General features: G+C 60.1%; 17 protein-coding genes. 6 read left to right on the forward strand and 11 right to left on the reverse strand.

Going from position 1 to position 22,518, the window contains the following annotated elements:
- Nucleotides 1–262: 262 nt before the first annotated feature.
- The 3 genes from NHG85_RS12305 to NHG85_RS12315 all read left to right on the forward strand — a co-directional run bounded on the left by NHG85_RS12305 (nucleotide 263) and on the right by NHG85_RS12315 (nucleotide 4,952).
- Nucleotides 263–1,093: a glycosyltransferase family 2 protein gene (locus NHG85_RS12305; RefSeq protein ID WP_440339878.1), complete on the forward strand. Its 831-nt coding sequence runs from the start codon at nucleotides 263–265 to the stop codon at nucleotides 1,091–1,093.
- Nucleotides 1,094–1,138: 45 nt separating this feature from the next.
- Nucleotides 1,139–2,218: a glycosyltransferase family protein gene (locus NHG85_RS12310; protein WP_253332767.1), complete on the forward strand. Its 1,080-nt coding sequence runs from the start codon at nucleotides 1,139–1,141 to the stop codon at nucleotides 2,216–2,218.
- A gap of 493 nt (nucleotides 2,219–2,711) precedes the next feature.
- Nucleotides 2,712–4,952: a GumC family protein gene (locus NHG85_RS12315; protein WP_253332769.1), complete on the forward strand. Its 2,241-nt coding sequence runs from the start codon at nucleotides 2,712–2,714 to the stop codon at nucleotides 4,950–4,952.
- A 71-nt stretch (nucleotides 4,953–5,023) separates the two neighbouring features.
- Here NHG85_RS12315 and NHG85_RS12320 read toward each other — a convergent pair whose 3' ends face one another.
- The 8 genes from NHG85_RS12320 to NHG85_RS12355 form a co-directional block, all read right to left on the reverse strand.
- Nucleotides 5,024–6,139, reverse strand: a complete 1,116-nt coding sequence (locus tag NHG85_RS12320; RefSeq protein ID WP_253332770.1) for a glycosyltransferase family protein — start codon at nucleotides 6,137–6,139, stop codon at nucleotides 5,024–5,026.
- A 47-nt stretch (nucleotides 6,140–6,186) separates the two neighbouring features.
- Nucleotides 6,187–7,104 (reverse strand): sulfotransferase domain-containing protein, encoded by a 918-nt coding sequence (locus tag NHG85_RS12325; RefSeq protein WP_253332797.1) that lies wholly within the window; start codon nucleotides 7,102–7,104, stop codon nucleotides 6,187–6,189.
- 376 nt (nucleotides 7,105–7,480) lie between these two features.
- Nucleotides 7,481–7,840, reverse strand: a complete 360-nt coding sequence (locus NHG85_RS12330) for a hypothetical protein (protein ID WP_253332772.1) — start codon at nucleotides 7,838–7,840, stop codon at nucleotides 7,481–7,483.
- Nucleotides 7,840–9,432 (reverse strand): FAD-dependent oxidoreductase, encoded by a 1,593-nt coding sequence (locus NHG85_RS12335; protein WP_253332774.1) that lies wholly within the window; start codon nucleotides 9,430–9,432, stop codon nucleotides 7,840–7,842. The genes NHG85_RS12330 and NHG85_RS12335 overlap by 1 nt, the downstream gene beginning before the upstream one ends.
- 404 nt (nucleotides 9,433–9,836) lie before the next feature.
- Nucleotides 9,837–11,036 carry a glycosyltransferase family protein gene (locus tag NHG85_RS12340; RefSeq protein ID WP_253332776.1) on the reverse strand — a complete coding sequence of 400 codons (1,200 nt, stop codon included), beginning with the start codon at nucleotides 11,034–11,036 and terminating at the stop codon, nucleotides 9,837–9,839.
- Between the two features lie 231 nt (nucleotides 11,037–11,267).
- Complete coding sequence (locus NHG85_RS12345) at nucleotides 11,268–12,050, reverse strand: hypothetical protein (RefSeq protein WP_253332778.1); 783 nt, start codon at nucleotides 12,048–12,050, stop codon at nucleotides 11,268–11,270.
- Nucleotides 12,051–12,385: 335 nt separating this feature from the next.
- Nucleotides 12,386–13,345 carry a class I SAM-dependent methyltransferase gene (locus NHG85_RS12350; protein WP_253332780.1) on the reverse strand — a complete coding sequence of 320 codons (960 nt, stop codon included), beginning with the start codon at nucleotides 13,343–13,345 and terminating at the stop codon, nucleotides 12,386–12,388.
- A 67-nt stretch (nucleotides 13,346–13,412) separates the two neighbouring features.
- The gene (locus NHG85_RS12355; protein ID WP_253332782.1) at nucleotides 13,413–14,444 is read right to left on the reverse strand and encodes an NAD-dependent epimerase/dehydratase family protein; all 1,032 of its coding nucleotides are present in this window, start codon (nucleotides 14,442–14,444) and stop codon (nucleotides 13,413–13,415) included.
- Between the two features lie 912 nt (nucleotides 14,445–15,356).
- On the opposite strand from NHG85_RS12355, the gene NHG85_RS12360 reads away from it, so the two are divergent.
- Nucleotides 15,357–16,040: a sugar transferase gene (locus NHG85_RS12360; RefSeq protein WP_253332784.1), complete on the forward strand. Its 684-nt coding sequence runs from the start codon at nucleotides 15,357–15,359 to the stop codon at nucleotides 16,038–16,040.
- 237 nt (nucleotides 16,041–16,277) lie between these two features.
- Here the strand turns inward: NHG85_RS12360 and NHG85_RS12365 are convergent, their stop codons facing one another.
- From NHG85_RS12365 to NHG85_RS12375, 3 genes are all read right to left on the reverse strand, one after another.
- A complete protein-coding gene (locus NHG85_RS12365) occupies nucleotides 16,278–17,471 on the reverse strand; it encodes an NAD-dependent epimerase/dehydratase family protein (protein WP_253332786.1) in 1,194 nt (397 codons plus the stop codon).
- A 126-nt stretch (nucleotides 17,472–17,597) separates the two neighbouring features.
- Entirely contained in the window at nucleotides 17,598–19,076 is a 1,479-nt protein-coding gene (locus tag NHG85_RS12370) for an FAD-dependent oxidoreductase (RefSeq protein ID WP_253332788.1), read from the reverse strand.
- 4 nt (nucleotides 19,077–19,080) lie between these two features.
- Nucleotides 19,081–19,977, reverse strand: a complete 897-nt coding sequence (locus NHG85_RS12375; protein ID WP_253332790.1) for a hypothetical protein — start codon at nucleotides 19,975–19,977, stop codon at nucleotides 19,081–19,083.
- 277 nt (nucleotides 19,978–20,254) lie between these two features.
- Between NHG85_RS12375 and NHG85_RS12380 the strand changes: the two genes are divergently transcribed.
- Both NHG85_RS12380 and NHG85_RS12385 read left to right on the forward strand, forming a co-directional pair.
- A complete protein-coding gene (locus NHG85_RS12380) occupies nucleotides 20,255–21,373 on the forward strand; it encodes a glycosyltransferase family 2 protein (protein WP_253332792.1) in 1,119 nt (372 codons plus the stop codon).
- Between the two features lie 17 nt (nucleotides 21,374–21,390).
- The gene (locus NHG85_RS12385; protein WP_253332799.1) at nucleotides 21,391–22,281 is read left to right on the forward strand and encodes a glycosyltransferase family 2 protein; all 891 of its coding nucleotides are present in this window, start codon (nucleotides 21,391–21,393) and stop codon (nucleotides 22,279–22,281) included.
- Nucleotides 22,282–22,518: the final 237 nt, after the last annotated feature.

Consider the following 22,518-nt stretch of genomic DNA (forward strand, 5'->3'; position numbering starts at 1 on the left):
GGGCCCGCCTGGATCATGTCCGGCCGAGCCTCGATAGGCGAGCGGCCCCAAAGCTTGAGTGTCAGCAAATCAAACTCGCCAGATGGCTCCGTGCCATGCTAGGGTGCATTTGCGCGGCGTGGCCGACGTTCGGTCACCCCCCTGTTACAGCTTTGTTAGGGGACAGGTTTTGGGTGTAAATTGGACCAGCCGACCGGACGTCTCCGTCTGTGTTCCCATCTACAATGAGGAAGACAGTGTCGGCCCTCTGCATGATGTCATCGTGGCCGCCCTCGAACCTAGCGGCTACAGTTTCGAGATCGTACTTGTCGACGATGGCAGTACCGACCAGACCATTCCCAAGCTGCGGTGTATTGCGCAGGATGATCCTCGTGTTGTGATCGTACGATTTCGTCGCAATGCCGGTCAGACCTCGGCGATGCAAGCCGGTATAGACCATGCCTGCGGCCGTTATATTGTCACAATGGATGGCGACCTGCAAAATGATCCTGCCGACATCCCGATGATGATCGACAAGCTCAATGAAGATTACGACCTCGTGGTCGGCTGGCGTGTCAACCGGCAGGACAAGCTTCTGTCGCGCAAGGTGCCGTCCAAACTGGCAAATTTCTTAATCGGCAAAATGACCGGCCTACCCATTCGCGACAACGGCTGCTCGCTCAAGGTCTATCGGGCCGAGGTGATCCGGCGCGTGCCGCTTTATTCGGACATGCACCGCTTCATTCCTGCCATGTCGGTCCCGATGGGGGCGCGGGTGGCAGAGGTCGGCGTACGGCATCATGCGAGACAGTTCGGGGAGTCAAAATACGGCCTGTCGCGGGTCCTGAAGGTGCTGCTCGACCTAATTGTCATCAAGACCCTGCTGATCTTCTCTCGGCGCCCGATGGCCCGATTCAACGGCGTCGCGTCAGTCGCGGCTTTGGTCGCGGTTATCGCCATGCTCTCCATCCCGGCCGCGACACCCGCGGTCGTGCCGATGACCGTGGCGGCACTCGCCGCCTCTCTGGCCGCATTCCTCGTCCTGCTCGGTCTCGCGACTGGCTTGATCCTACAGGTCGAACCTCGCCAACACACTGGTCGTCTAAAGACCTAACTCCGGCGTATTGAAACAGAATGATCCGCAATCCGAGAGGCGCTCATGGCTGATACGATCTATCTGGATGACAGAGCGACCGCGCCCCGACTGACCGTTCTGGTCACTACCGATCAAAAGGAGGGAGCGTCAGAAACCATTGAGACCTACCGGTCCCATCTGGATGCGCTGGAAAAGGCGTACGAGTTCATCGTGATCGTGAACGCCGCGCATTCCGGCCAGATGGCGGGACTGCGCAGGCTGTCGCAGGGCTGGCCAGAATTGACGGTTTTGGGCCAGCAGCCTTGGGTCGGCGAGGATGCCGCCCTAGCCATGGGGCTTCGCCGCAGCCATGCTGAATTGGTCTTGCTGATGCCGGGCTGGCCCCAAGTCGACCCTGCCGATCTTCCCGCCCTGTTTGACGGGCTCAAAGACAACGACATGGTGTCGGCGGTGCGGACCACCGATCCGAAACGGGGCTGGCAGAACTGGCGCAAGGGGTTGTTCGCGAGGTTCCTCATGCGCCTCTTCGGCAGCGCGCCGTCGGACCCGTTCTGCCGGACTCGGCTTGTCCGGCGTGGCGTCCTCGAGGATTCGGCCAACTTCGGCGTGCGCCAGCATTTCCTACCGGTCATCGCTGCACAGCGGGGCTACCGGCTGACCGAGGCCTTTATGAAGCCGGCTTCGAGTGCCGCGCGATCGGATGCACGCTACGTCTTCAAACCGATCGGACATGTGCGGGCGCTGTTCGACGCGCTTGCCCTGTTCGTAGTGTTGAAGTTCCTGCGGCGCCCGCTGCGCTTTTTCGGCGCGATCGGGCTGCCGATCTTCCTCATCGGTGGGATCCTGACGACGATCCTTGTTATCAGTCGCCTGTTCGGTGACACCGCTCTCGCCGATCGCCCTGCCTTGATCTTTTCGGTCATGATGGTCGTGCTTGGGATACAGATCATCGCCATAGGCCTCGTTGGAGAGATCATCGTCTTCTCAGGGGCTCGAGCGCTAAAGCAATATGATGTCGCGGAAATCATCACCACCGGGCATAGGGCGACAGGCACGGAGCGAACGGAAAACAGCGCGGCCACGGGGCGTCGTAAGGCGACGGTTGCTGTGCGAACGCCCGAAGTCCCGCGGCAAAAAACATGAGAAAGCGGGTCATGGCATATGAGCGGATGTTCGAAAGTCATCATGGTGCCTTCACCGTCGATCTTGACCGGGCGGGGAGGCTTGCCGATTAGGGAGAATGAACTGAGTTATTCTGGTCCCGGGTCAGGTCGCCCATAGCTGCGCCTCGGCCGGTCGCAGGGCTTCTCTGCATCCAGCATGCCTGCCGACTCCGACGCACCGCATCATTTGTCGAGACTGCCCCGGAAACTATCGCGCGAACCATGTAACTACCGCCTAAGCGTGATGATGAGAATAGGTCAATGATGTCCTGCCCTTGCGCCGGAAATAGCCGATCGACGTCGATAGCTTTGTGGAAGCCTGACTGATCGGCCAGATCGTCTAGTCACTCCGCCTGATTGCCTTAAAGCTACGCCAAGATTTCACTGGATTGCTGCGGCTCCTTGGCGCAGCCTGTCAGGAAGCAATGGAGTTGCGTTAGCTACTTTGTCCGGGGAAGATGACAGCATAACAGATGAATAGCCGTATCAGAGATCCCCGAAAACTGGAGCTGTGGCCCTATTCGCAGAATACGACGGATATAGCTCTCGATTTCGGTGAGATATTCAACATCCTGAGGAGGGGTTGGTGGATCATCGCCGCGGCGGGTTTTATAGGCACGCTGATCGCTGTCATCCTGGTCCTGCAGGTTCCACCGTCCTACACCGCATCGGCGAAACTTCTTCTCGGACAAAAGGGGCGGGTCGACGACTCGATGGGAACGATCTTTCCCGATTTGAAGTTGGACGACGCCGCCGTATCAGGAGAGATCGCTATACTGACTTCGGGCCGCATGCTCGCTCAGGTCAGCGAAGCGCTCGATTTGCGCAATCGCCCGGAGTTCAACAAGGCCCCCGATTCAAGCTCTCCCAACATCGTGGATGCGGCAACAGATTGGGCCGTGGGTCTCATCAAGGGGGCCATCGGTCCAGCTTCCTCCCCGGGCACCGTCTCCAGCTCTCCATCTGACGTGCCATCCAGCAGTAACGTCGAGACGGCCGCTTTGACCGGGAGAACGACACTCGGTGAACAGGCGGAATATGTCGGCCAGTTGTCCACCGGTCTCCGGGTCAGCCAAGAGGGCCGCTCCAATCTTCTGAACATCAGGTACATATCCGAAAATCGTTTGCTGGCCGCGGCAATACCGAATGCTCTTGTCGACATCTATCTCGAAGATCAACTCAATCGTCGTTTCGGGATCCTATCGCGTATGACCTCGGGCTTGGAGGTGCGACTTGAAACGATGCGCCGACGTCTAGAGGATGCCGAGCGTGCCGTAATCGAAATCCGCAACGAAAACCTAGCCGACGGATTCGGTGATCGAATGCAGCTAGAGCGGCAAATTTCTGAGCTTTCTATACGGCTCGGCGCTGTCACGGCGGAATATGCCGAACAGGTGTCTGAGCTCAGCGGTATCGATGCGATGATCGCCGAGAATGGCCCGCTTTCAACCGTCGGCCTATTTACCTCACCTATGATTGACGGCCTGCAGGCCACCTTGTCCGAACTGCGGGAGCGCGCGTCACGGCTGCGCTCCGAGTTCAACGGCGCGACCCCTTCTCTGGTCAGCGTACGAGCGGAGATAAAGAGGCTCGAGACGGACCTGTCGGAAGAGATCATGCGCATTAGAGATGATCGCGCTAGAATGGTTCAGCTGGCGGCGGGCCGCCGCGCGGCAATACAGGGCGAGTTGCGCGCGCTTGAGCGCCAAGCTATCGCTCAAGCCGATCGTGAGGTGCGGCTGGCGCAACTCGAGCGGGAACAGGACGCCGCCCGCTTAGTTTACGAGACTTTTCTAGATCGCTTCACCGAAACCCGCGAGATCGTGGATATAGATGAAACGGGCGCCGAGATCATCGACTATGCCGCCCCCCCGGCCTCCCCCTTCTCGCCCAATAAGAAACTCTCAGCGGCACTTGGCGGTATTGCAGGAGTGAGCCTTGGGATCGGCTTGGTTTTCCTGCTTCACCTCTCAAGAAACCGCACGACCTCCATGGAAGAACTTCAACGACTGCTTCCAGCCTTCACTGTGCTCTCTATGCCCCGGCTGAAAAGGCTGTTCGGGCGTTCAAACCCACTGATCGTCGCCTTGCGTGACAAACCATCGCCCTTCAGTGAAGCGGTCCGCTCTCTTCGCACCGCCGTGCTGCTGGCATCGCCCACGAAATCGCCGCTCGTCGTTTCGGTGGTCTCTCCACTCGCCGGTGCCGGCAAGACAACCACCGCGATCAACCTCGCACGGTCAGTTTCGAGAATGGGGCGATCTTGCATTCTGATCGACGCCGACCTGCGGCGTGGTGACATCGCCCGACACATGGGTCTCAGGTCACCGTTCGCATTGAATGACCTACTCGAGGATGACAGCGATCTCGCTGCGGCCGTTCGGCGGGATCCAGAGACAAATCTTTGCGTCATCACCGCCAGACACGGCGCGAGAGATCCGAGCGGCGCGTTGCTTGGCAATGGACTTCAGCGGCTCGTTGGTAAGCTCAAGAAACACTTCGAAGTCATCATAATTGATACAGCGCCGCTGTTGAAGGTGTCCGATACCCAGCCGATACTCCACCTGACCGATACCTTGGTGATGGTAATCCCCCATAACAGCCGTGTTGACGAGATCCGCGCCGCGGTCGGCAAGCTTGCCGACATCGAAATCTTTAGCCAGATAGCAGTCTATTCGAAGGTGCCGGAACGCAATCTATCGCCCTACTACTAATAATCACGGCTCCGGCTATGACGCCCGTGGTCTCAATAGGTTCGGTACTCGCGCTACGACAAGGCACTGCGTTACCTAAGAATGGCAGAGGCGATCTCGTCCGGCGTCTGCCGAAATTCTTCTGCAGGCACCTTCAAAATCGCAATGCGGCGGCATATTGCAGCTTTGGCTGTTAGCGCACTGAGCAACCCAATGAGCGCATCAGCCGTCGGATGGGGGATCGTCCAGCCCAGCCCTTGCGCGACCCTGTTTGCGGTCTCGGTGCCCGCCACTGCAACCGAGGGGCAACCAAAATACCCGGCTTCATAGATGCGGTTGGGCAATAGCCAGTTGGAATTAGTGCCCCACTGCCATAGATCCTGCGCCCAAACCAGATCGCAGCCGCGATAGATCGCTTCCAAATCTTCGGGATAACGATATGCCCCAAGGTAGTGAACGTTGTCTCGGTCCTGCACCATGCTCTCGAAATCTGGCAGCATATGGTGGTGTACAATGCCGTGCATCCGGATGGAGATATCCGGACCTAAGGCGTCGGCAGTCTTCAAAAGAAGGTCCAAACTCTGGGGGCAGCGCAGCGTTCCGACCCAGCCCAGAACAAGCGGGCGATCGACGACGGGATTTGCAAACTCCTCAGGGCGCGGCCGAGGTGGGCCGCCTGGGCCGATCCACATCTTGTTCTCGACCAGTTCTACCTTGCCAGTCCAGCCTTGTATGGGTCCGAAATACTCCCGCTGGAACGCCGGTGACGAGATTACCACCGTTTCGGTACTTCGCAGCAGATAACGCTCTACGGCGCGCGCGAGTTTTCCCTTACTGCCCGGATGAGTCATGATATCGTGGATATCGAGCGCCTCATAAATCAGCCTTGGCCGGGGACTGATCATCCGCTGGGCCATGCGGGCGATGATGAGCATATCGAGGTTCCGCGCTACGATGGTTTGGCTTCCGGCTAGGCGCGCGCGATGTTTCCAAAGGATGGGGATGGATGCAAAGATGCGTCCCAAGCGCTGGACCAAGGCAGCGTTTCTAGTCTGACCGAGATCGACATTCTGCCAAAACGGCTCTGCGTCATGGGTCATGTTGGCCCGCCGCATGGTAAAGCCGATCACATTAAAACGGCAGGCCTTGTAGGCATGGATCCGTCTGCGTTGCGCGGCTTCGGCCGCATCGAAGGCGAAGATCAGCAACTTGTGCCGCTTAGGCCATTCCGTAACATATGCCTCGCTCGCCGCCCTCATCGATCCGCAAGTTCTTCCCAAGGAAGTATGTCTCTCCCAAGCAGGTCGCGAAGCTCCGCCATCTCATCGGAGAAGAACCGTCTAAGCCAAGCCGCGGTGTCGGGACGCATGGGTGGGATTTCCGTGCGCATCTCAACACTGTTGGCCTTAAGGATATTCGACACCGGCGGCGCGGCCTTGATCTTAGACAGCACGTGTTCAAGCCCCTGTCGACGCATCCAATCCCCTCCCGCCCGCAGACCGCTCCTCAACAGAGCAAGGCGCGGCCGATCACTCTCGTTGCGCCGCTCGTGCAGGATCGCACTGTCGAAGCCGTCATCAACTCCGAGAAAGCCGAACAGACGCCTCGCGGCTGTGCTGGCATCCGCCGATATCTCCTCGGCGAAGAGGACGAGGACCTGCTCCTCAGGAAAGGCCCGCCTCCATCGTGCGAAATGCGTGGCATACAGGCCTTGCTCCAGATAGGCAGGATTGTTCTTCAGACCGGCTTCGAATTCGATCGCGTCGATATGACCCTTGATGATCTCATGCAGGTGGTTCGAGAAGGCCCGCTTCACCGGGTCCCGCAAGAGTAGTACGATTTTAAGGTCAGGATTGTAGGCTCGCGCGCGTTCGGGTGCTCTGGGGTCGTGGAAATAGGACGGTGAACTTTCGAACCGGACCGTATCTTTGCCTCCGGGCACAAAATGGTTTTCATACCAGCGGTACCCACGATCGAAACAATAGCTGAAGAAATCCAGTTCCTTGTGAGCGCTGATGCTGATGTCTGGATGCGATCCCGCAACAGAATAGACCCAAGAAGATGCGCATTTCTGTGCGCCGATCCCGATGGCATCGACAAGGGGCCGGTGCGTTCCGGCATCGGCGACAGGCCCGCCGTATTGTACCCGCGAGGCGGCAGCTTCGATTATCATATTCACGCGCGGCTCCAGGTCTGGCCAGGGGCTGGCTTCGAATTGGTCATGTCGAGCGCAGACAAAGCAAGGCGGATCGGCGAGGGTCGCTGTATCGGCACTCACCGTTCGGAATCGATACTGTGGGAAACGATGATCGCTGGCAACTTGTTTCGGCCGTCGTCTCTCGAGCGCCTCAGTGGCGCCCTGTCGAGCTCGACAAAGCGCGCTCTCGGAGGCTCAACCGTTACTGTTTCTTCCGCCGACCAAAAGATACGAGGCTCCGAGGACAATGAAGATCGCCGTCGCTGTGTAGAAGCTTGCCGGCACAAATATCCACACCAGAAAGCCAAGAGCCGCAATCGCGACGAGGGTGATTACGAAACGCGCCACGGCCTCAGCAAAGCCCCTGTTGGCGCAGGCTCGCGGCGAGCGCGCAAAGCCGCGCTTCGCTTCTACTCAGGGTCCAACCTGCGACATGCACTGTGTCGCCGGTTGCAAAGTCGCGTCGCATCCGGGCGTTCCAGCGCGGTGTGAACAGTGTGGCAATATCGCGGTCGATCACCCCCAAGGCCGCCCGCAATGCCGCCGCGTCGCTTTCGACCACGCCTGTGCGCAGGACAGCACGGCCAATGTCGATCGCGTCTTCCAGAATGGCGGGTGCTACCGGCACCGCCTGGGCTGCGCCGGCGCCCATCACGCTTCCTACAGCGGCCTTCAGAAAGGCCCGACGTCCCATGTCTGCAAAACGGTCCATCACAACTCTCCGGACATGGCGTGGGTGCGAAACAGGTCCGCCATGCGAATAGACATGGCGCCGATGGTCAGGGTCGGATTTGCGTAGCCCATGGTCGGAAAGACCGATGAGCTGCTGATATAGAGATTGGACATGCCGTGTACCCGGCCATTGGCATCGACGACACCGGTTCGGGGGTCGTCCGACATGCGCGTGGTGCCGCAGTGATGCTTGCCGCGCGCCACGAAGTCCGGCCATGTATAGTCCTCGCGCAATACGTCGGTCCAAGCCCGGCCAATCCCGATCCGTCCGAGCTCCTGAATGAAGAGCTCCGTTCCTCGTTTGACCGCCCGCATCTCAAGCTCTGTCAGCCGCCAGTCGAGCCCGATCCGCAGTTGACCGAAAAGGTCCCGTTCCTCCACAAGGTGAACGGTGCTTTCAGGGTTGGGCGTGCATTCGAAGGTCAGCCAGGGGCTGTACCATGGGCGGTCGATCAGCGGTTCACGATCACCCGACATCTCTCGATAAAAGCTGTTGGTCACCCCATCGAGATCGGTAAAGAGATTGGCGACCTGTCGGGCGAGATAGTCTGGCATCTCGCCCTTTCTCATGCCTTCGCGCAGGTTCCACAGCGAAACCTCGCCGGGTGACACCTCGCTGTCGATGAGATGAAAGAGCACGCCTGGCAGGTGCTCCTTCCTCATGGTAGCTTCGGACAATGCAATGGCGGGAAACACGCCGCCCGTCTCGAAAAAATGCTGCTTCGAGTAAAGATCGAGATCCCTTAGCTTCCGCTGTGCGAGAAATCGCATTGAGGGTCGTACGGCAGCATGATCGCCGAAAAAGCGTCCGACCAGCCCATGACTGTTTCCCAGACCCGCCGCCGCGACCCCGTTCGACAGCAGCAGGAGCCGCGGAATTTCGATCCCTCCCATGCATAGCGCAAAACGTTTGGCGCGGACGGTAAAACGCGGCCCGTCGATGCAGGCCACCTGCGCCGAATTCACTTGTGACGCAGTCTCGTTCGCTTCGAGTTGCAATACGTTTGCGTTCAGATAGCTCGTCACGTTCTCGGCGCGCGACAGGCGGTCGGCATAGGTATGACCGAACAGCGTAGGCGGGCTTTCGTTCATTGGAATGCTGGTGAAGATGTCAGGGTCGAACGGCAACGGGTTTATCCCGATCCGCTTTGCCCAGAAATCGAAGTCGTAAGGTCGCTCGGTCTGCAATTCGAAGTAGGGTTGTGCGCGATCGTAATAGGTGGAGAGATCGTCGAAGGTGATCGGCCAGCCGGAATGTGGTATCCCGGGTCTGGCCTCAAAATCTATGGGGCTTAGGGGAATGCAATGTCCAGCCCAGTGATTGGACGATCCGCCCAGCATGCGGAGTCGCGAGTTCGCTAAGGCATCGTATTGGAAGCCGAGCACTGGTCCGTCGGCTAGAGATTGCGTCCTCTCGTCGTAATGCATTCCCCCGCTTTCGAGCAAAATGACTTGCAGTGGAGACCCGATCAATTCGAGAGCAAGCGTGATGCCTGCGACTCCTCCGCCGACGATGCAAAGATCAGCATCGAGGGTTTCGTTTTCCGGAAGCTGTCGTGCGTCCAGCAACATGAACCAAATCCACCGAGGGTACCATAGAAGGTCGAGCATAGGCGACGCCTAGGCCACTTGTCTATACTAGCCTAGATTGGCGCATCAGAAGTTTGTAAGTTCTTGTTTAAGCCTTATCATGCAACCATATATTACTGAGGCAGCGAATTCTGACCCATACGATACATTTGGTTAGCAGGCCTGCTGCTTTACGACTGTCTTTGCCGCTGGGCCCCAGAGTTCTAGGCTAAATTATCTATCTTGAATTTATCCGTCCCTATATGAGGCGTCAGGCTTTCTTTGCATTCCAGGAATGCATAAAAGGGGTGTCCCTCGTATTTCTGGCGCGAGGTGGCTTTGTTGCGCCCCGGCTACCATGCTGGATTCACGGGGTGAATCCTATCGCAGTCTTTGCGCAACAAAGCCTATTGCGATGGTAACGCACGAATGGTGTCCAGCAGAGCACGGGCTTCGCGTCCATCTTCGAGAAACAATGCATCGCGCAATTTCATTACCTGCTGCCGTTCAGCGCAGTAGTCGGCCGGATCCACATGTTCGAGGAAATGAGCGATGGGCGCGTCGTAAGGCGGTGCAAAGGCATGGCCGACCCCTGCACTACCGAGCCAGCGATCCATCTCCGTGCCCTCCATCACCAGCGGTACCGCGCCGTAATAGCCGCCCTGATAGACCCGGCAGGCACGTAGCAACTGCGAGTTGCCATGCTCGTCGAGCAGGTCGAGGCACCATGAAAAATGCACGCGCCCATACATTTGCTCCAGATCCTCGGGGATGGTATATTCGCCATCGTAGGTCCAATTCGGGTGGCGGTCGACGATCTTCATATAGGCTGCGAGGCCGGTTTCCGTGGGATAGCCACGGGTGTAGATCTCGACCTTCGGCCCAAGCCGCTCAGCAATGTTTTCGAGCAAGGCCATGCTCGCGGGGCAGCGCAGCGTCCCGAACCAGCCGATCACCCAGCGGTCTTTAATCTCTTCCCAAGCCCGTCCTGCGGAGGTCGCGCGTCCGGTCAGTTCACCCGGCTGGATCTTGTTTTCCAACACAAAACTCGGCCCCGTATAGCGCATCACGGGGCCGTAGAACCCGCTGTGAAACCCGGGAGACAGTGGCACAAGCAGGTTGATAAAGCGCAGTGCCAGCCGCTCGGTAGCGCGAAACAGCGCGCCGGTGGCGTCGGCACGAAAATAGACGGCCTGAATGTCCTCCACTTCGTAGACAACCTTTGCCCGGCTCCCGGAGAGCCATTTGCCGATCAATGCCAGCGCAAGCAAATCGATCTGGCGTGCATAGATTGCATCGGCATGCCGGAAACGATCGCGGTGGTGCCAAAGCCGCCGGATTGCCCGCATCAGCCGCGGTAGGCGGTTCAGATAATTGCGATCGACGGTCTCGCCGAGATGGATATTCTCCCATTCGGGCTGGAACTCCGTGTTGTACTTATGACGCCGGAAGGTGAACGCCGTGAGCCCGGCCCCGGCCCGGAGGAACGAGCGTATGCGTAGGATCAAGGTGGGGTTGGTGGCGTCACCACCCAGAACCACCAGTTGCAGAGGACGTGATGCTGTACTGACTCTGTCTGGATGCGCTGGTTCAAGAGCTCGGTCCATCCAATCCTCCTATATTCGCTCTTGTACCGCTGGCCGACGCGCTGCGCCTAAAGACTAGAGGGACGGGGCGCTGCAGAACGATAGGCAGGACATCGCGGCGTCACGATCGTCTGCGACCTCGGGGCACGACCCGACGGCGGGTGCCCGGCACGCTGTTTCAATTCGAGCCTAACCGGGGCCCGTGCGTCGATCTACTTGAAACCGCGCCCCAATCCCAACTGTTGCGCACCGTCACCGGCTATAGCCATATCTCGAGGCGAACCAGATCTGAATCGGCGTCATGCCACTATTGGCGAGCGGCCGCGAGGAACTGGTGCGGATTTCGACGCGACCATTCTCGAAGCGATCAGGGTTACCTTGCAAACTGTGGAACGGCCCAAAATCAATCTCGGAGGTGGTTGCAAACCCGTCCTGCTTGCCGCGCAACGCCGGAACCCATTGCTTGATGTCACGCAGGCTGTCCCGTGGCGCCTCGGTGAAAGTTTCGAACGGCACGCGTCTGTAGGGCACCCGCGCTTGCAACGCCTCGCAGACGAGGTTCTTCAGCATCCAACGCTTGTAGGTCTGCACCTGCGTATAGGTCGGCAGGTTGTCGTCCATTGCACCCTTGCTGCGGCGCCACGACTCTGCGACCGAGACAGGGTTACGCACAAGGTGCAGGCACCAGACATCAAGCCTCGCGTAACGCTTCAGTATCAGCGCACGTGAAGGGTTCTTGGAGGAGTCCACGATAACCGAAACGCCGGCTACCTGCGCAATTCGGCGATAGAGATGCGCCGTGAGCATACCGTACCGCCTAAGCCGAACCCGATCGCTTCGTCCGTAGGCACCCGCCAGCAACCGTAGAGTCTGTCGTGAACCATCGTATCGCTCGAACCCGTCGATAAGTTCGGGCAAGGCGGCCAATAAAATCTGGTCGGCGAAAACCTCGCGCCAGAAGTAGCAGCCCTGCGGAAGCGCACCGCAGCTGCACCGCTTCTGGTTACGTTGAAACTGGTGCACGATCTCATGCATCTCGTTAAACGACGCGGCTCGGTCGATCGACCCAATACACCGGTCGAGCACGGTCGAGCCAGAACGCCCCTCACCTGCGATGAAAACGACCGTAGGCCCTCCTGCATTCTCCATGAATTCATTCCTGTCCTCGACGCACGCAAAATCACGACCGCCGTACTGCCGGCGGCTCCGTGAGTGGGATGCAGGCCCTTCTCCGGACACCGACTAGCTTGCTGCCGGTTTCACGCTAACGTGCCCTGTGGCGAGGATGGAAGCGCGATGTCGAATGTGATCTGAAAACTCTCGGGCTTTCGGGGCTGGACAGCCTTGCCCAGACACCACTTCCGTTTGTCTCAGGGATCGGATCGGCGTGCGCAGAGGATTATGGGTGTTGCGATTGCTGCACCACCCAACGCGGACAGGCCTCGCTCCAGCAGATCCGACAAGGCCGGACGCTTGAGAATGCGGTGCAACACCATCGGCAGAACGAATTGCCCGGCGGACCGGCTCTGTCCAAATCCGGAGGCCCGCAGTAGATTACAGACCTGCTCGGAGCGGAAGAGCCGGTAGCGTCGCGTATCCCCTTCTATGCACTTCTTGAGATCGAACAGCTGTTTTCCGAACAGGTTGCCCGCGCGCTGTGTCGAGAAATTGACGATCACCGCGTAACGTGCCACTCGGCACATTTCCCGCAACATCTCCTCCCACTGACCGATATGGGCGAGTACTCGAAACGCCGTGACCACGTCGAAGCTGCGATCCGGGTGCGGAAGCGCCACCAGTGGTCCCGTCTCGACCGTGAGGCGGTCATCATTGAAATGCCGAACCTGGCCAAGCGCGTCGGGAGTACTAGCGCGGACCCTTATGTAATGGCCATCGACGAGCAGAGCCTTGGCGACATGACCGTGCCCGCCGCCGATATCAAGCACACGGGCCGCGGGCCAAGGCTGCATTATGTCGCGCAGCAGGCTTGACTGTCGTGCCAGCAGCCACTCCTCCGCTGGCCCCTCGAAACGACGGGCATAGCGATTGCTCGAGGAAACGAGGTCGGGGCACGGTGTCCCGATATCGGCAGGCGCCGCCGGGTGCGGCATTGCCAACCTTTGCCCGAAGTGCACAGCCGTCGAGAGAGCCGTGAGCTTTTCGGATTTCATTCGCTTTGCCTCTCTTGACGGTGCGACGTGACCGCACGGCGCCGGCCCGACTTCGCGCAAAGCGGAACTGTCCGGCCTTGCGAAAATACTCGGCGCAAAATTGGCAAATTCGGAGCTAAATGCGACACGATCGTCGAATTGCGACGACAGTTCGAGCAAATTTGCGGCATCTATGATCAGGACGACCGCTTACGGCCTGTGTGCAAGCCTGAAAGCTGGTGGAAGATCAGCCTGCCTCTTGCCTGTTGCCTGCCGGAGAAAGAAGGTTCCTGCTGCGGTAATCAGCAATGATTTCGGCGACCTCGCCCGCGAAATCCTGCCTAGGCGTAAAACCGAGAATACGCTGCGCCTTGCCGATATCATATGCTCGATTTTTCAGGAAAAACGAAACGCGGCGGCGGAATAGTGGCGGCTCCACGCCGATCGGCTTGCAAATCTTTTCCGTCAGAAAGGCCATTGTCATGACCGGCGCAACCGGCAGGTGCAATTTCGGCTCGGGCACCCCGAGTTGCCGGGCTATCTCGCGAACGTTGTCCTTGAGGCAGTGATACCGGGCGCCTCCGATCAAGAAGGCTTCAGCGTTTACATCGGCGCGCTGCATGGCCAGATGAAAGGCTTCGGCAAGGTCTCGCACGTCGACCCAATGGGTCAAGGCAGTGCCCGGTCCGACATAGAAGAACCGCTTGCGGGATATCATGCGAAACAGCTTCAATGTTCGGTCGTCGCCGGGGCCATAGATCATGGTTGGCCGGATCACCACGCCACCGATGCGACCGCTTTCGAAATAGCTGGCGGCGACCTTCTCTCCTTCGAGCTTTGTGATCTGGTAGAGATCGCCTGGCTTGAAGGCTGCGGTCTCGTTGGCTGGCGGATTCTCAATATGGCTGTGCACGCCATTGGTCGAGCAATGTACGACGCGCTCGGCTCCGGCTGCGATGGCGGCCTCGAAGACGTGCCTCACTCCTTCGACATTCACCTCCCAGAAGGCCTGATCAGGAACTCCCTCCTGACGGAACAGGCCAGCGACATGGTACACCCCGGTCACCCCTTCAAAGGCTGGACCTAACGTCTCGGGCTGCGTCACATCACCGATGACGACCTCAGCAAGCTCCTCGAGTGCCGCCGCTTGCTTCGGCTTGCGGACCAGTGCCCGCACCTTTTCACCTCGAGCCGATAGGTGACGCACCAGGTGCCCGCCGACGAACCCCGCCGCGCCCGTCACCAGATAAATCGGCCGTTCTGCTTTTTTTTGGGGCATAGCAGGCTCCGGATCTATTGAAGAACTCACGCCTAAGAGCGAACCGGTGACGCACATCGAAAATGCTGGCCGGACTGGGTCGCAGCGTTGACATTCGTCAAAGCATCGGCCGATCGCATTGCGACCGTCAAGTTCTATGTGAAATACGCCTGGCCAGTGTAGCTGGAATCAACGTCGCATGCGATATCGCGCCAGAACCACAGCCATGGTCAGGAGCGCTCCGACGAAGCCCTGCAGAGGAATGGCCCAGAGCAGCGACAACTCCGCAGCCGAAACGATCCAGAGGGCGATGCTGGCCGAGAGGGGCAGCAGCAGTAGCGCCAGGAATATGACAGGTCGTCTCCGGACGAAGGGTCTGGGTGGGGATACCGTAGCGGGTGCCTCCGCCTCCATATCGGTCTGGGCGTTGATCACGATGCCCCTGCCTTTCGCTGAGTTGAGTAGCGTCATTATGCGGACCCGCAGAACGCATGTTGTGCGGTACCTTCACCGACTTGCTAGATACGCGTTCACTGATAGGACCGCAATGACACGGACCCGCGAGCCAAAAAACCGGCCGAATTCCTCCTATTGAGGGTCGATCCGGCAGGCGGGTTCCATCGGGATGCACCGAAGGTTTGCAATATGGCGATTTTGCGGCTTATAGTAGGGGTAGGTGTTGGGATTATGTTTCACGCGAGGATTGCAGGGTTCCATAGGTAACCGGCAGATACGCGGTTTCCGCTCGAGTTCGGCCAAGGCACCATTTTTGCCGCCGGGCTCCCCCTGCCTCGCAGAAGGTCCTGACCATACGCAAGTCGACCGTGAGAGCCGGCCTTCGCAACGAGGCAGTTTCAGCACCCGCCATGGGGGATGCGGGGTACAGTAAGAAATCAAAAGTGTTTTTAAACGGTTAAATTGTAGGATGTAGTCATGACGGATACTTCTACGGCCGCCCCGCCGGAACGACCGATAAGGGTCGAACGTAGCCGCCACTTTTTTCAGTTTCGGTATGATGGAGCCGTCAAGCGCTGCATTGACCTGTCTCTCGCACTTCTTCTTTTGCCTACACTTGTCCCGATCATTACCATCCTGTGGCTGATCGTGCGGCTGGATGGCGGGCCGGGATTGTTCGGGCATACCCGTGTCGGGCGCGGTGGGCGGATGTTCCGCTGCTGGAAGATCCGCACCATGGTTCCCGATGCTAGCAGGCAATTGGATCAACTGCTGGCAAGCGACCCCGAGGCGCGAGTTGAGTGGGAGCGAGACCGCAAGCTGCGCTGCGATCCGCGGGTGACCCGCCTCGGGACCTTCTTGCGCGAAACCTCGCTTGATGAGCTGCCGCAGATCTGGAACGTGCTGACGGGCGAGATGAGTTTGATCGGCCCGCGCCCGATCACAGTCGATGAGCTGGAACGCTATGGTCGTCAGCGTCTCATTTACCTGTCGCTGCGTCCGGGCGTCACCGGTCTTTGGCAAGTTTCGGGTCGCAACGACATAACCTACGATCAGCGGATCAAGCTCGACGCCGAGTATCTGCACCGGATATCGCCTCGCACGGATCTTTACATTCTGCTGCGCACCATGGCGGTCGTGTTGCGCCGAACTGGTTACTGAAACGGGGGACGGCAGTCCGTGACTGTTCTCAGGGGCCAGACTTCCTTTGCGGATACGCACAGGCCTCCCCTGGACTTGTCACAGCCAAGATGGCCAATCCCCCCCGGCCTGTTGCACCGGGCGGTCGGGTCACAGAAAGGGATGCTATCCATGCACGGGCAGGCCACGCCCTCTGCCGAAGAGTGCGACTGTAGGCTCGACGGCTTCGCGCCCCTGCCCTGCAGCGACTGCGACGTATCAGCTCGCCGCAACGCGTTGAAGATTGGAACGCAGCAGCTTCTTGACGTCTGCAATCTCCTCAGCCAGTCCGGTATCAAAGCACTGCGGCGTGAAACCGATACCGCGCAGCGTCGAGTTGTCGACGTCGAGTTCGTTGCCTTCGGGTTCGCGCCGCTCATTGTCGACGAAGACGATCGGCACGCCAGTCAGCTTGGCGATGATTTCCGCGATATGGAGGACGCAACAGATTTCGGCAACTTGGTTGACGACGCGTACGCGGTCGCCGTTGCGGGGCGGCGTTTCCGCGGCAAAAACCAAACAGCGCAGCATGTCACAGATATGGATGAAGCCGCGCCGTTGAGTGCCGCTCCCGAACACCGTCAGGGGCCGCTGAGCAACGGCTTGGCACATGAAGCGATTGACCACGGTGCCATAGAGCCGGTCATGATCGAACCGGTTCACCAACCGCGCGTCGGTCCGGGTCTCTTTGGTCTGGGTGCACCAGACCACGCCTTGGTGCAGGTCCGTGATGCGGAGCCCGTGGAACCGCGCATAAAAGGCGAAGAGCTGTTGATCAAGCGACTTGGTCATGTGGTAGATCGAGTCCGGCTCACCGGGAAACAGCACCTCTTTCTCAGCCTCGCGGCCATCAGTCCCGAAGGCGCGGACCGACAGATAACCTTCGGGCAAGCGCAACCCGGCGCTGCGATAGCCATAGACCCCGAGAGAGCCAAGATGGATGAGATGCGGATCGCAGCCTGCCTCGACAATCGCGGCCAACAGGTTGTGCGTGGCTCGGAGGTTATTATCAACTGTATAGCGCCCCGCCTCGGGGGACATCATGGAATAGGGTGCCGAGCGCTGTTCGGCAAAATGAATGATGATGTCGGGGCGGGTTTCGGCCAGTAAGATCCGAAGCGCCTTTGGATCGGTAGCAAGGTCAATCTCATGCGACCTGATAGTCCGCCCGGTCTGTTCTTGCCACGCCGCGAGACGCTCTGGCAGGCTGCAAATCGGCAGCAGAGGTGTGGTGCCGAGATCCTTATCGATTCGGCGTCGCGCGCCATTGTCTAGGATCGAAACCTTGGCACCGAGGGTGGAAAAGCGCAGGGCCGTCGGCCAACCACAGAACCCGTCACCTCCAAGAACCAGCACCGTGCGCCCCGAGAAGTCTTCCGACAGACCGGGTGGCGGCGTGTCACTTGCTTCCACGGCATGGCCCCCCTCTCCTGCTTACCTCCAATTGCAGCACGAAGCAGGTCAATCCGGCAAGCACGACAGTGCGTCATTCACCCTAAGGTGTAGAAACTTACTGTTCCCCCGCGATTTGGCGGCCTGTTAAGGAGCTATCCGCAGCGGCAGACCGAGCGTCTGAGCCGCACAAGCGGCTTCGCGCCAAAGGTGCATGCCGGATGCCCCGCGCAGCGCTCCACTTTCCCCAATCGTGGAGCGGCGCCACAGCACGTCGTCGAGGCTCATCGCCATTTCGTCGCGCACAGCCATCTCGATCCGCGCAGCCCAGTTCTGCAGGCCTGCGTGGCTGGGCTCGGAAATGACGGGAAGCCGCGTGGCCAAGCTACGTGCAGCTCCTTGCCGCGGAGGCAGACCTTTGCCGAGCCGCGCCTGTACCAGCGTCACCATGCGTGCGGCGACCAGCCGGGCGGTGGTGTATTTTACCCCCGTACAACTGATCAGCCCACCAACCCCTACCTCGGCCTCGTGGTCGATCACTGTGCCGCTTCGCAGCCGCCGGACCGTGGTGCGTGCGTCGTCGACATCGGCTGGGATCAGTCCGCGATGAACATGCAGCAGCTCGTCAGGGCGCAAATGGAGACCGGGGCAGATCACATTGATCTCATCGAGGAAAGCACTGCTAGCGTCCAGACCATCTCTGAGATCAGTGCCCTCGTGCGGGCTTTCATGCGTGCCGATCATCAAGCGACCGCCCCAAGGCACGAAGAAATACATGCGGCCACCGCGTTTCACTATGGCGTCAGCACGCGACCTGCTGATCACCCCGAGAGCGTATGGCCCGGCAGGCCGGTCGATCACGAGATTCATGGCGCGTGCAAAGCAGGGAAACCGCGACCGCGCCTCGGGGCCGAGTGCCGAGACGGTCAGTCCGGCCGCGGCCGGCCCCGCGCAGCACAAGGTGATGTCGGCCCTGACATCGCCGCGCGTCCCGGCGATCCGGTCGAGCAGCGCTGCGCCTTCTACCCGTCCCGCCGTTCGCAGCAGCGCCTCGGCTTCTACATAGTTTGCGACCAAGGCACCGGCCTGTGTAGCAGCCCGCAGCGCCGCCATCAGCAGGCGCCCGGTGTCCTCGATCTGACCGTCATGCCAGACCCCTGCGCCGGTCATCTCCTCGGGTGCCATAGCCCCGAGCAGGGCCTGCGCGCGCGCGCGCCCCACCACCCGCACGCCCGGCAGGGTTCCGTCGATCCCGACGGTGCCAAGGCCATAAAGCGCGGCGACTGAGGCGAAGGCTGCCGGGCCGCGCGTGCCATGTCCGACGAGCGGAATGACGAATTTCAAGGGTCGTACCAAGTCGGGGGCGGCTCTGAGCCAGAAGGCTCTCTCGCGGGCCGACGCGCGCAGTCGCGCAAAATCGAGGTGCTGCACGTAGCGGATGCCGCCGTGCATGATCTTGAGAGAATTTTGGGAAGTTCCGCTACCAAAATCCGCGCGTTCGACCAGCGCCGTGCGAAGCCCGCGCAGCGCCGCCTCGCGCGCCGCCATGGCACCATAGATGCCGCCCCCGATCACCAGAACATCCCAGCGCGCGGCACCGAGATCGCCAAGCGTGGCGCGCCGCACCGACCTAACCCGCTCTAAGCCGCGCCTGACGGCGCAGGAAGGTCACGGGGCCGCATCGTCGACCGAAGGTGGGGGGCTGGGTGGTCATCCGCATCAGCCGGTCTCGCAAATCGGCGGCGGGGCACGCTGGATCGGGCGCGGGGTCGAGGACGATGCCATACCGCCCCGCGTCCCGCACCGACGCCGCGAGGGGCAGCGGGTCGGTGCCGGGCAGCACCGGCATCCCGCCGAAACAGCTTGGCGCTGGCCAGCCTGCAGGGCGACCGGCGTTGTCTCCGAGAAACAGCCCCCGCCGTGGTCCCGCCTCCAGCAGCCTTTGCAGCACCCGACCGCGACGACCGAGCCATTTGCCCGCCCCCCACGGTAGGACGGCTGGTATGCATGCCTGTCCCAAACTGGCCAATATCTCCTCCGCCGTTTGTCCGCTCAAGCTGGCTGGCCGCGATGCCAGCGCCAGAACCTCAAGCCCCTCCGCGCTCACGATCTGACGCCCCGAGACAATCAGCAACCTCGTCCCGTCCGTTCTTTGCAGCCACACCGCTTCTGGATCGCCCTGGGTGAGCTCGGCCTGCCAGCTCTTCGGCAATCCTTGCCCGGCCGCGAAGGCCTCGAACACGCCGCTTTCAGAGATTTCAGTCAGCACCAGTGCCCCGGGCTCCTCTGAATGGTTGTGAACGCGGGCCGCCTTCGACAGATTGATCACCGCCGCATCGAGAAACACGGCCCGGTCGAAGCATTCGTGTAAATGTACGTGAGTATCGATCAACATGACCCGGCCACCCAGAAAGCACGCCCCGGCCGCCGCCGCGCCGCCGGAGCAGCACAGGCCCCGCCGGTCGACACTAACCGAGTTCGGGCACAAATATAGTCCGGTCGTGCAGGAATCGGTCGTTTCAACCATCGACACCCAGCCGGCAGAGGCGCGATCGCGGCCAATAGACGCTCAGGGTCTCAGGGCCTCCGCCTGACCGAAAGTTCCGGAATTTGCGAGTTCGCCTGCATGTTGCCCCTCCTCATCAGGCGAAGCCGACCCAAGATCCTAATCGGTCGTAAAGTCATGATTGTTGACATGCGCTGGTTCGCCCCCGAAAATCGAAGGCAACTTTGCATGTCAATGGCCGTTGCGGAACGGTCAGATGCGAGGTGCGCACTTTCACCACGAAATGATTTCGAGTGGCATGCAGGATTCTACGGATCTGACAAACTCTGAGCGATATGCTGCTGCCCTTCGTAATGTGCGATGTCCGGGGGCATCAACGTTGCTGTCGGAATCATCCGATTGTGACGACATGCCGGGGCTAGGCGGTATTCGGCCGGACGCCGTTCTGGTGGCGATCCCTACCCTGAACGAAGCGGTGCATATCGAGGCCTGTCTGCGCTCCCTCATTGGGTCGGACGACTTCTGCAAGGAAGTGAGGGTCGCGATTGTCGACGGCGGCAGCAGCGACGACACATGCAAGATCGTTTCGTCCCTTCGCAGGGAGTTCGCCAATATTCATCTCATCGACAATCCTGACAGGATTCAGTCCGCGGCCATTAACAAAGCGGTCCGTGATTTGGGAAGGCCCGAATCGCGGTATCTCATTCGATGCGACGCGCATGCACTCTATCCGAACGGCTATATCCGCCGCGTGATCCAAGCCTTCGCCCAGCATCCCGATGCAGGCTCCATTGTCGGAGTTCTCGATGCCGGGGGGCGGAACTGCTTCCAGCGCGCCAGCGCGTGGCTGATTGATACGCCGCTAGGCTCGGGCGGGTCGGCCCACCGGGGCGGCACGCGGTCGGGCTGGGTAAAACATGGCCACCATGCCGGTTTTCGGCTCGACTGGTTCCGGCGGCTAGGCGGTTACGATCCGACCTTCACCCACAACGAGGATGCGGAGTATGATCACAGGCTGATCACAAGTGGCGGCAGGATTTGGCTCGACGGCGATCTTCGCGTTGACTACGTCATGCGGCCCACGCCAAAAGCGCTGTGGTTGCAGTACTGGCTCTATGGCAAGGGAAGGGCCCGGACGACACGCAAGCACGAGGTACGGTTGCAATGGCGCCAAGCGACCCCGGCGCTGTCGCTCGTGGCGCAACTGGCCGCCCTGCTCATGGCACCGGTCTGGCCGGCCTCGCTGGCGCTGCCGGCCCTGTATCTTTTCGCTCTGGCCACTGCCTCCGGCGTGGCCATGGCGAAGATGCGGAGCCTGTGCGGACTATGGGCCGGCGTGGCGGCCTTCATCATTCATAATGCATGGGCCCTAGGATTTATTTGGGGAAAACCCTTTGGAAAAGCCCGGGTCCGATGACCACTGTCGCGGTCACCATGTGTACGTTTCGTAGGCCGCAGGTCGTCGAGACCTTGCGCTCGGTCGATAGACAGAGGTTGCCGGATAGAATGCGGCTTCGGATCATTGTGGTCGACAATGACACAACCGACACCGCCCGCCCTGCGATCGAAGCGGCCGCGACTAAGGCCATATGGCCGGTGAGCTATGTCCATGCCCCGGCGGGTAACATATCCATTGCAAGGAATGCCGGGCTCGAAGCCGCGGGCGATGTCGACTGGGTCGCCTTTCTCGATGATGACGAGATCGCGGAGCCGAGATGGTTGGCGACGCTGTTGGACTGTGCACAGGCCACGGGCGCCGATGGTGTCTTCGGCCCCTCGCTTGCGAGATACGGCGATCTCGCGCCGCCTTGGATAAGGGCCGGCGACTATCATTCCAACATCCCGACCAGGAACGCGGGCAGCGTCATTACCGGCCATACCTGCAATGCCCTGTTGCGTTGGAACGGCGCCCCCTGGACGGGTGCGCGCTTCGATCTATCACGCGGGCGCTCGGGCGGCGAGGACACCGCGTTTTTTCTTAATTTGTATAAGATCGGTGCCAGATTCGAAATCTGCCTCGATGCTGTGGTGAAAGAAGAAATCGAGGCAAATCGGTTGTCGTTCAGGTGGCTTGCACGGCGAAGATACCGATCTGGGCAAAGCTTCGCCGCGTTCGCCTCCGGGCGCAGGGCAAAAATTTTGATGATCATAACGGCCAGCGCCAAGCTCTTGAGCTGTGGACTGGCTGCGATCCCGACTGCTTTGTCGACCCCGCAGCGCAACTACTGGCTGTTGCGGGGCATCCTGCATGCCGGCGTCGTTGCTGGTTGCATCAATCTTGCGCAAGCGGAACTCTACGGGATCAAAACGGAAGGGCAAATTTGAGAGCTATCCTCCGATCTGCCCCTCGGCTCTCGCTGTCCGAGCCCAGAAGTCGCATGTGGCCGCCGGATTGCACCTTTCTCGTCTCGGCCACTGTCGGCCACAAAACCGGCTCGCGGCCCTTTGGAGGGCGTTGTTGCAGAACTCCCCGCCTGACGGTTTTCGGCGCGGATCGGCCGCATAGATAGGCGGCATGACCATGCCCATGCCTACCCGCTACCGCACGACGAACTGGTCTGC

This window comes from Limimaricola litoreus, from assembly GCF_024159025.1.
Lineage (GTDB): Bacteria > Pseudomonadota > Alphaproteobacteria > Rhodobacterales > Rhodobacteraceae > Limimaricola > Limimaricola litoreus.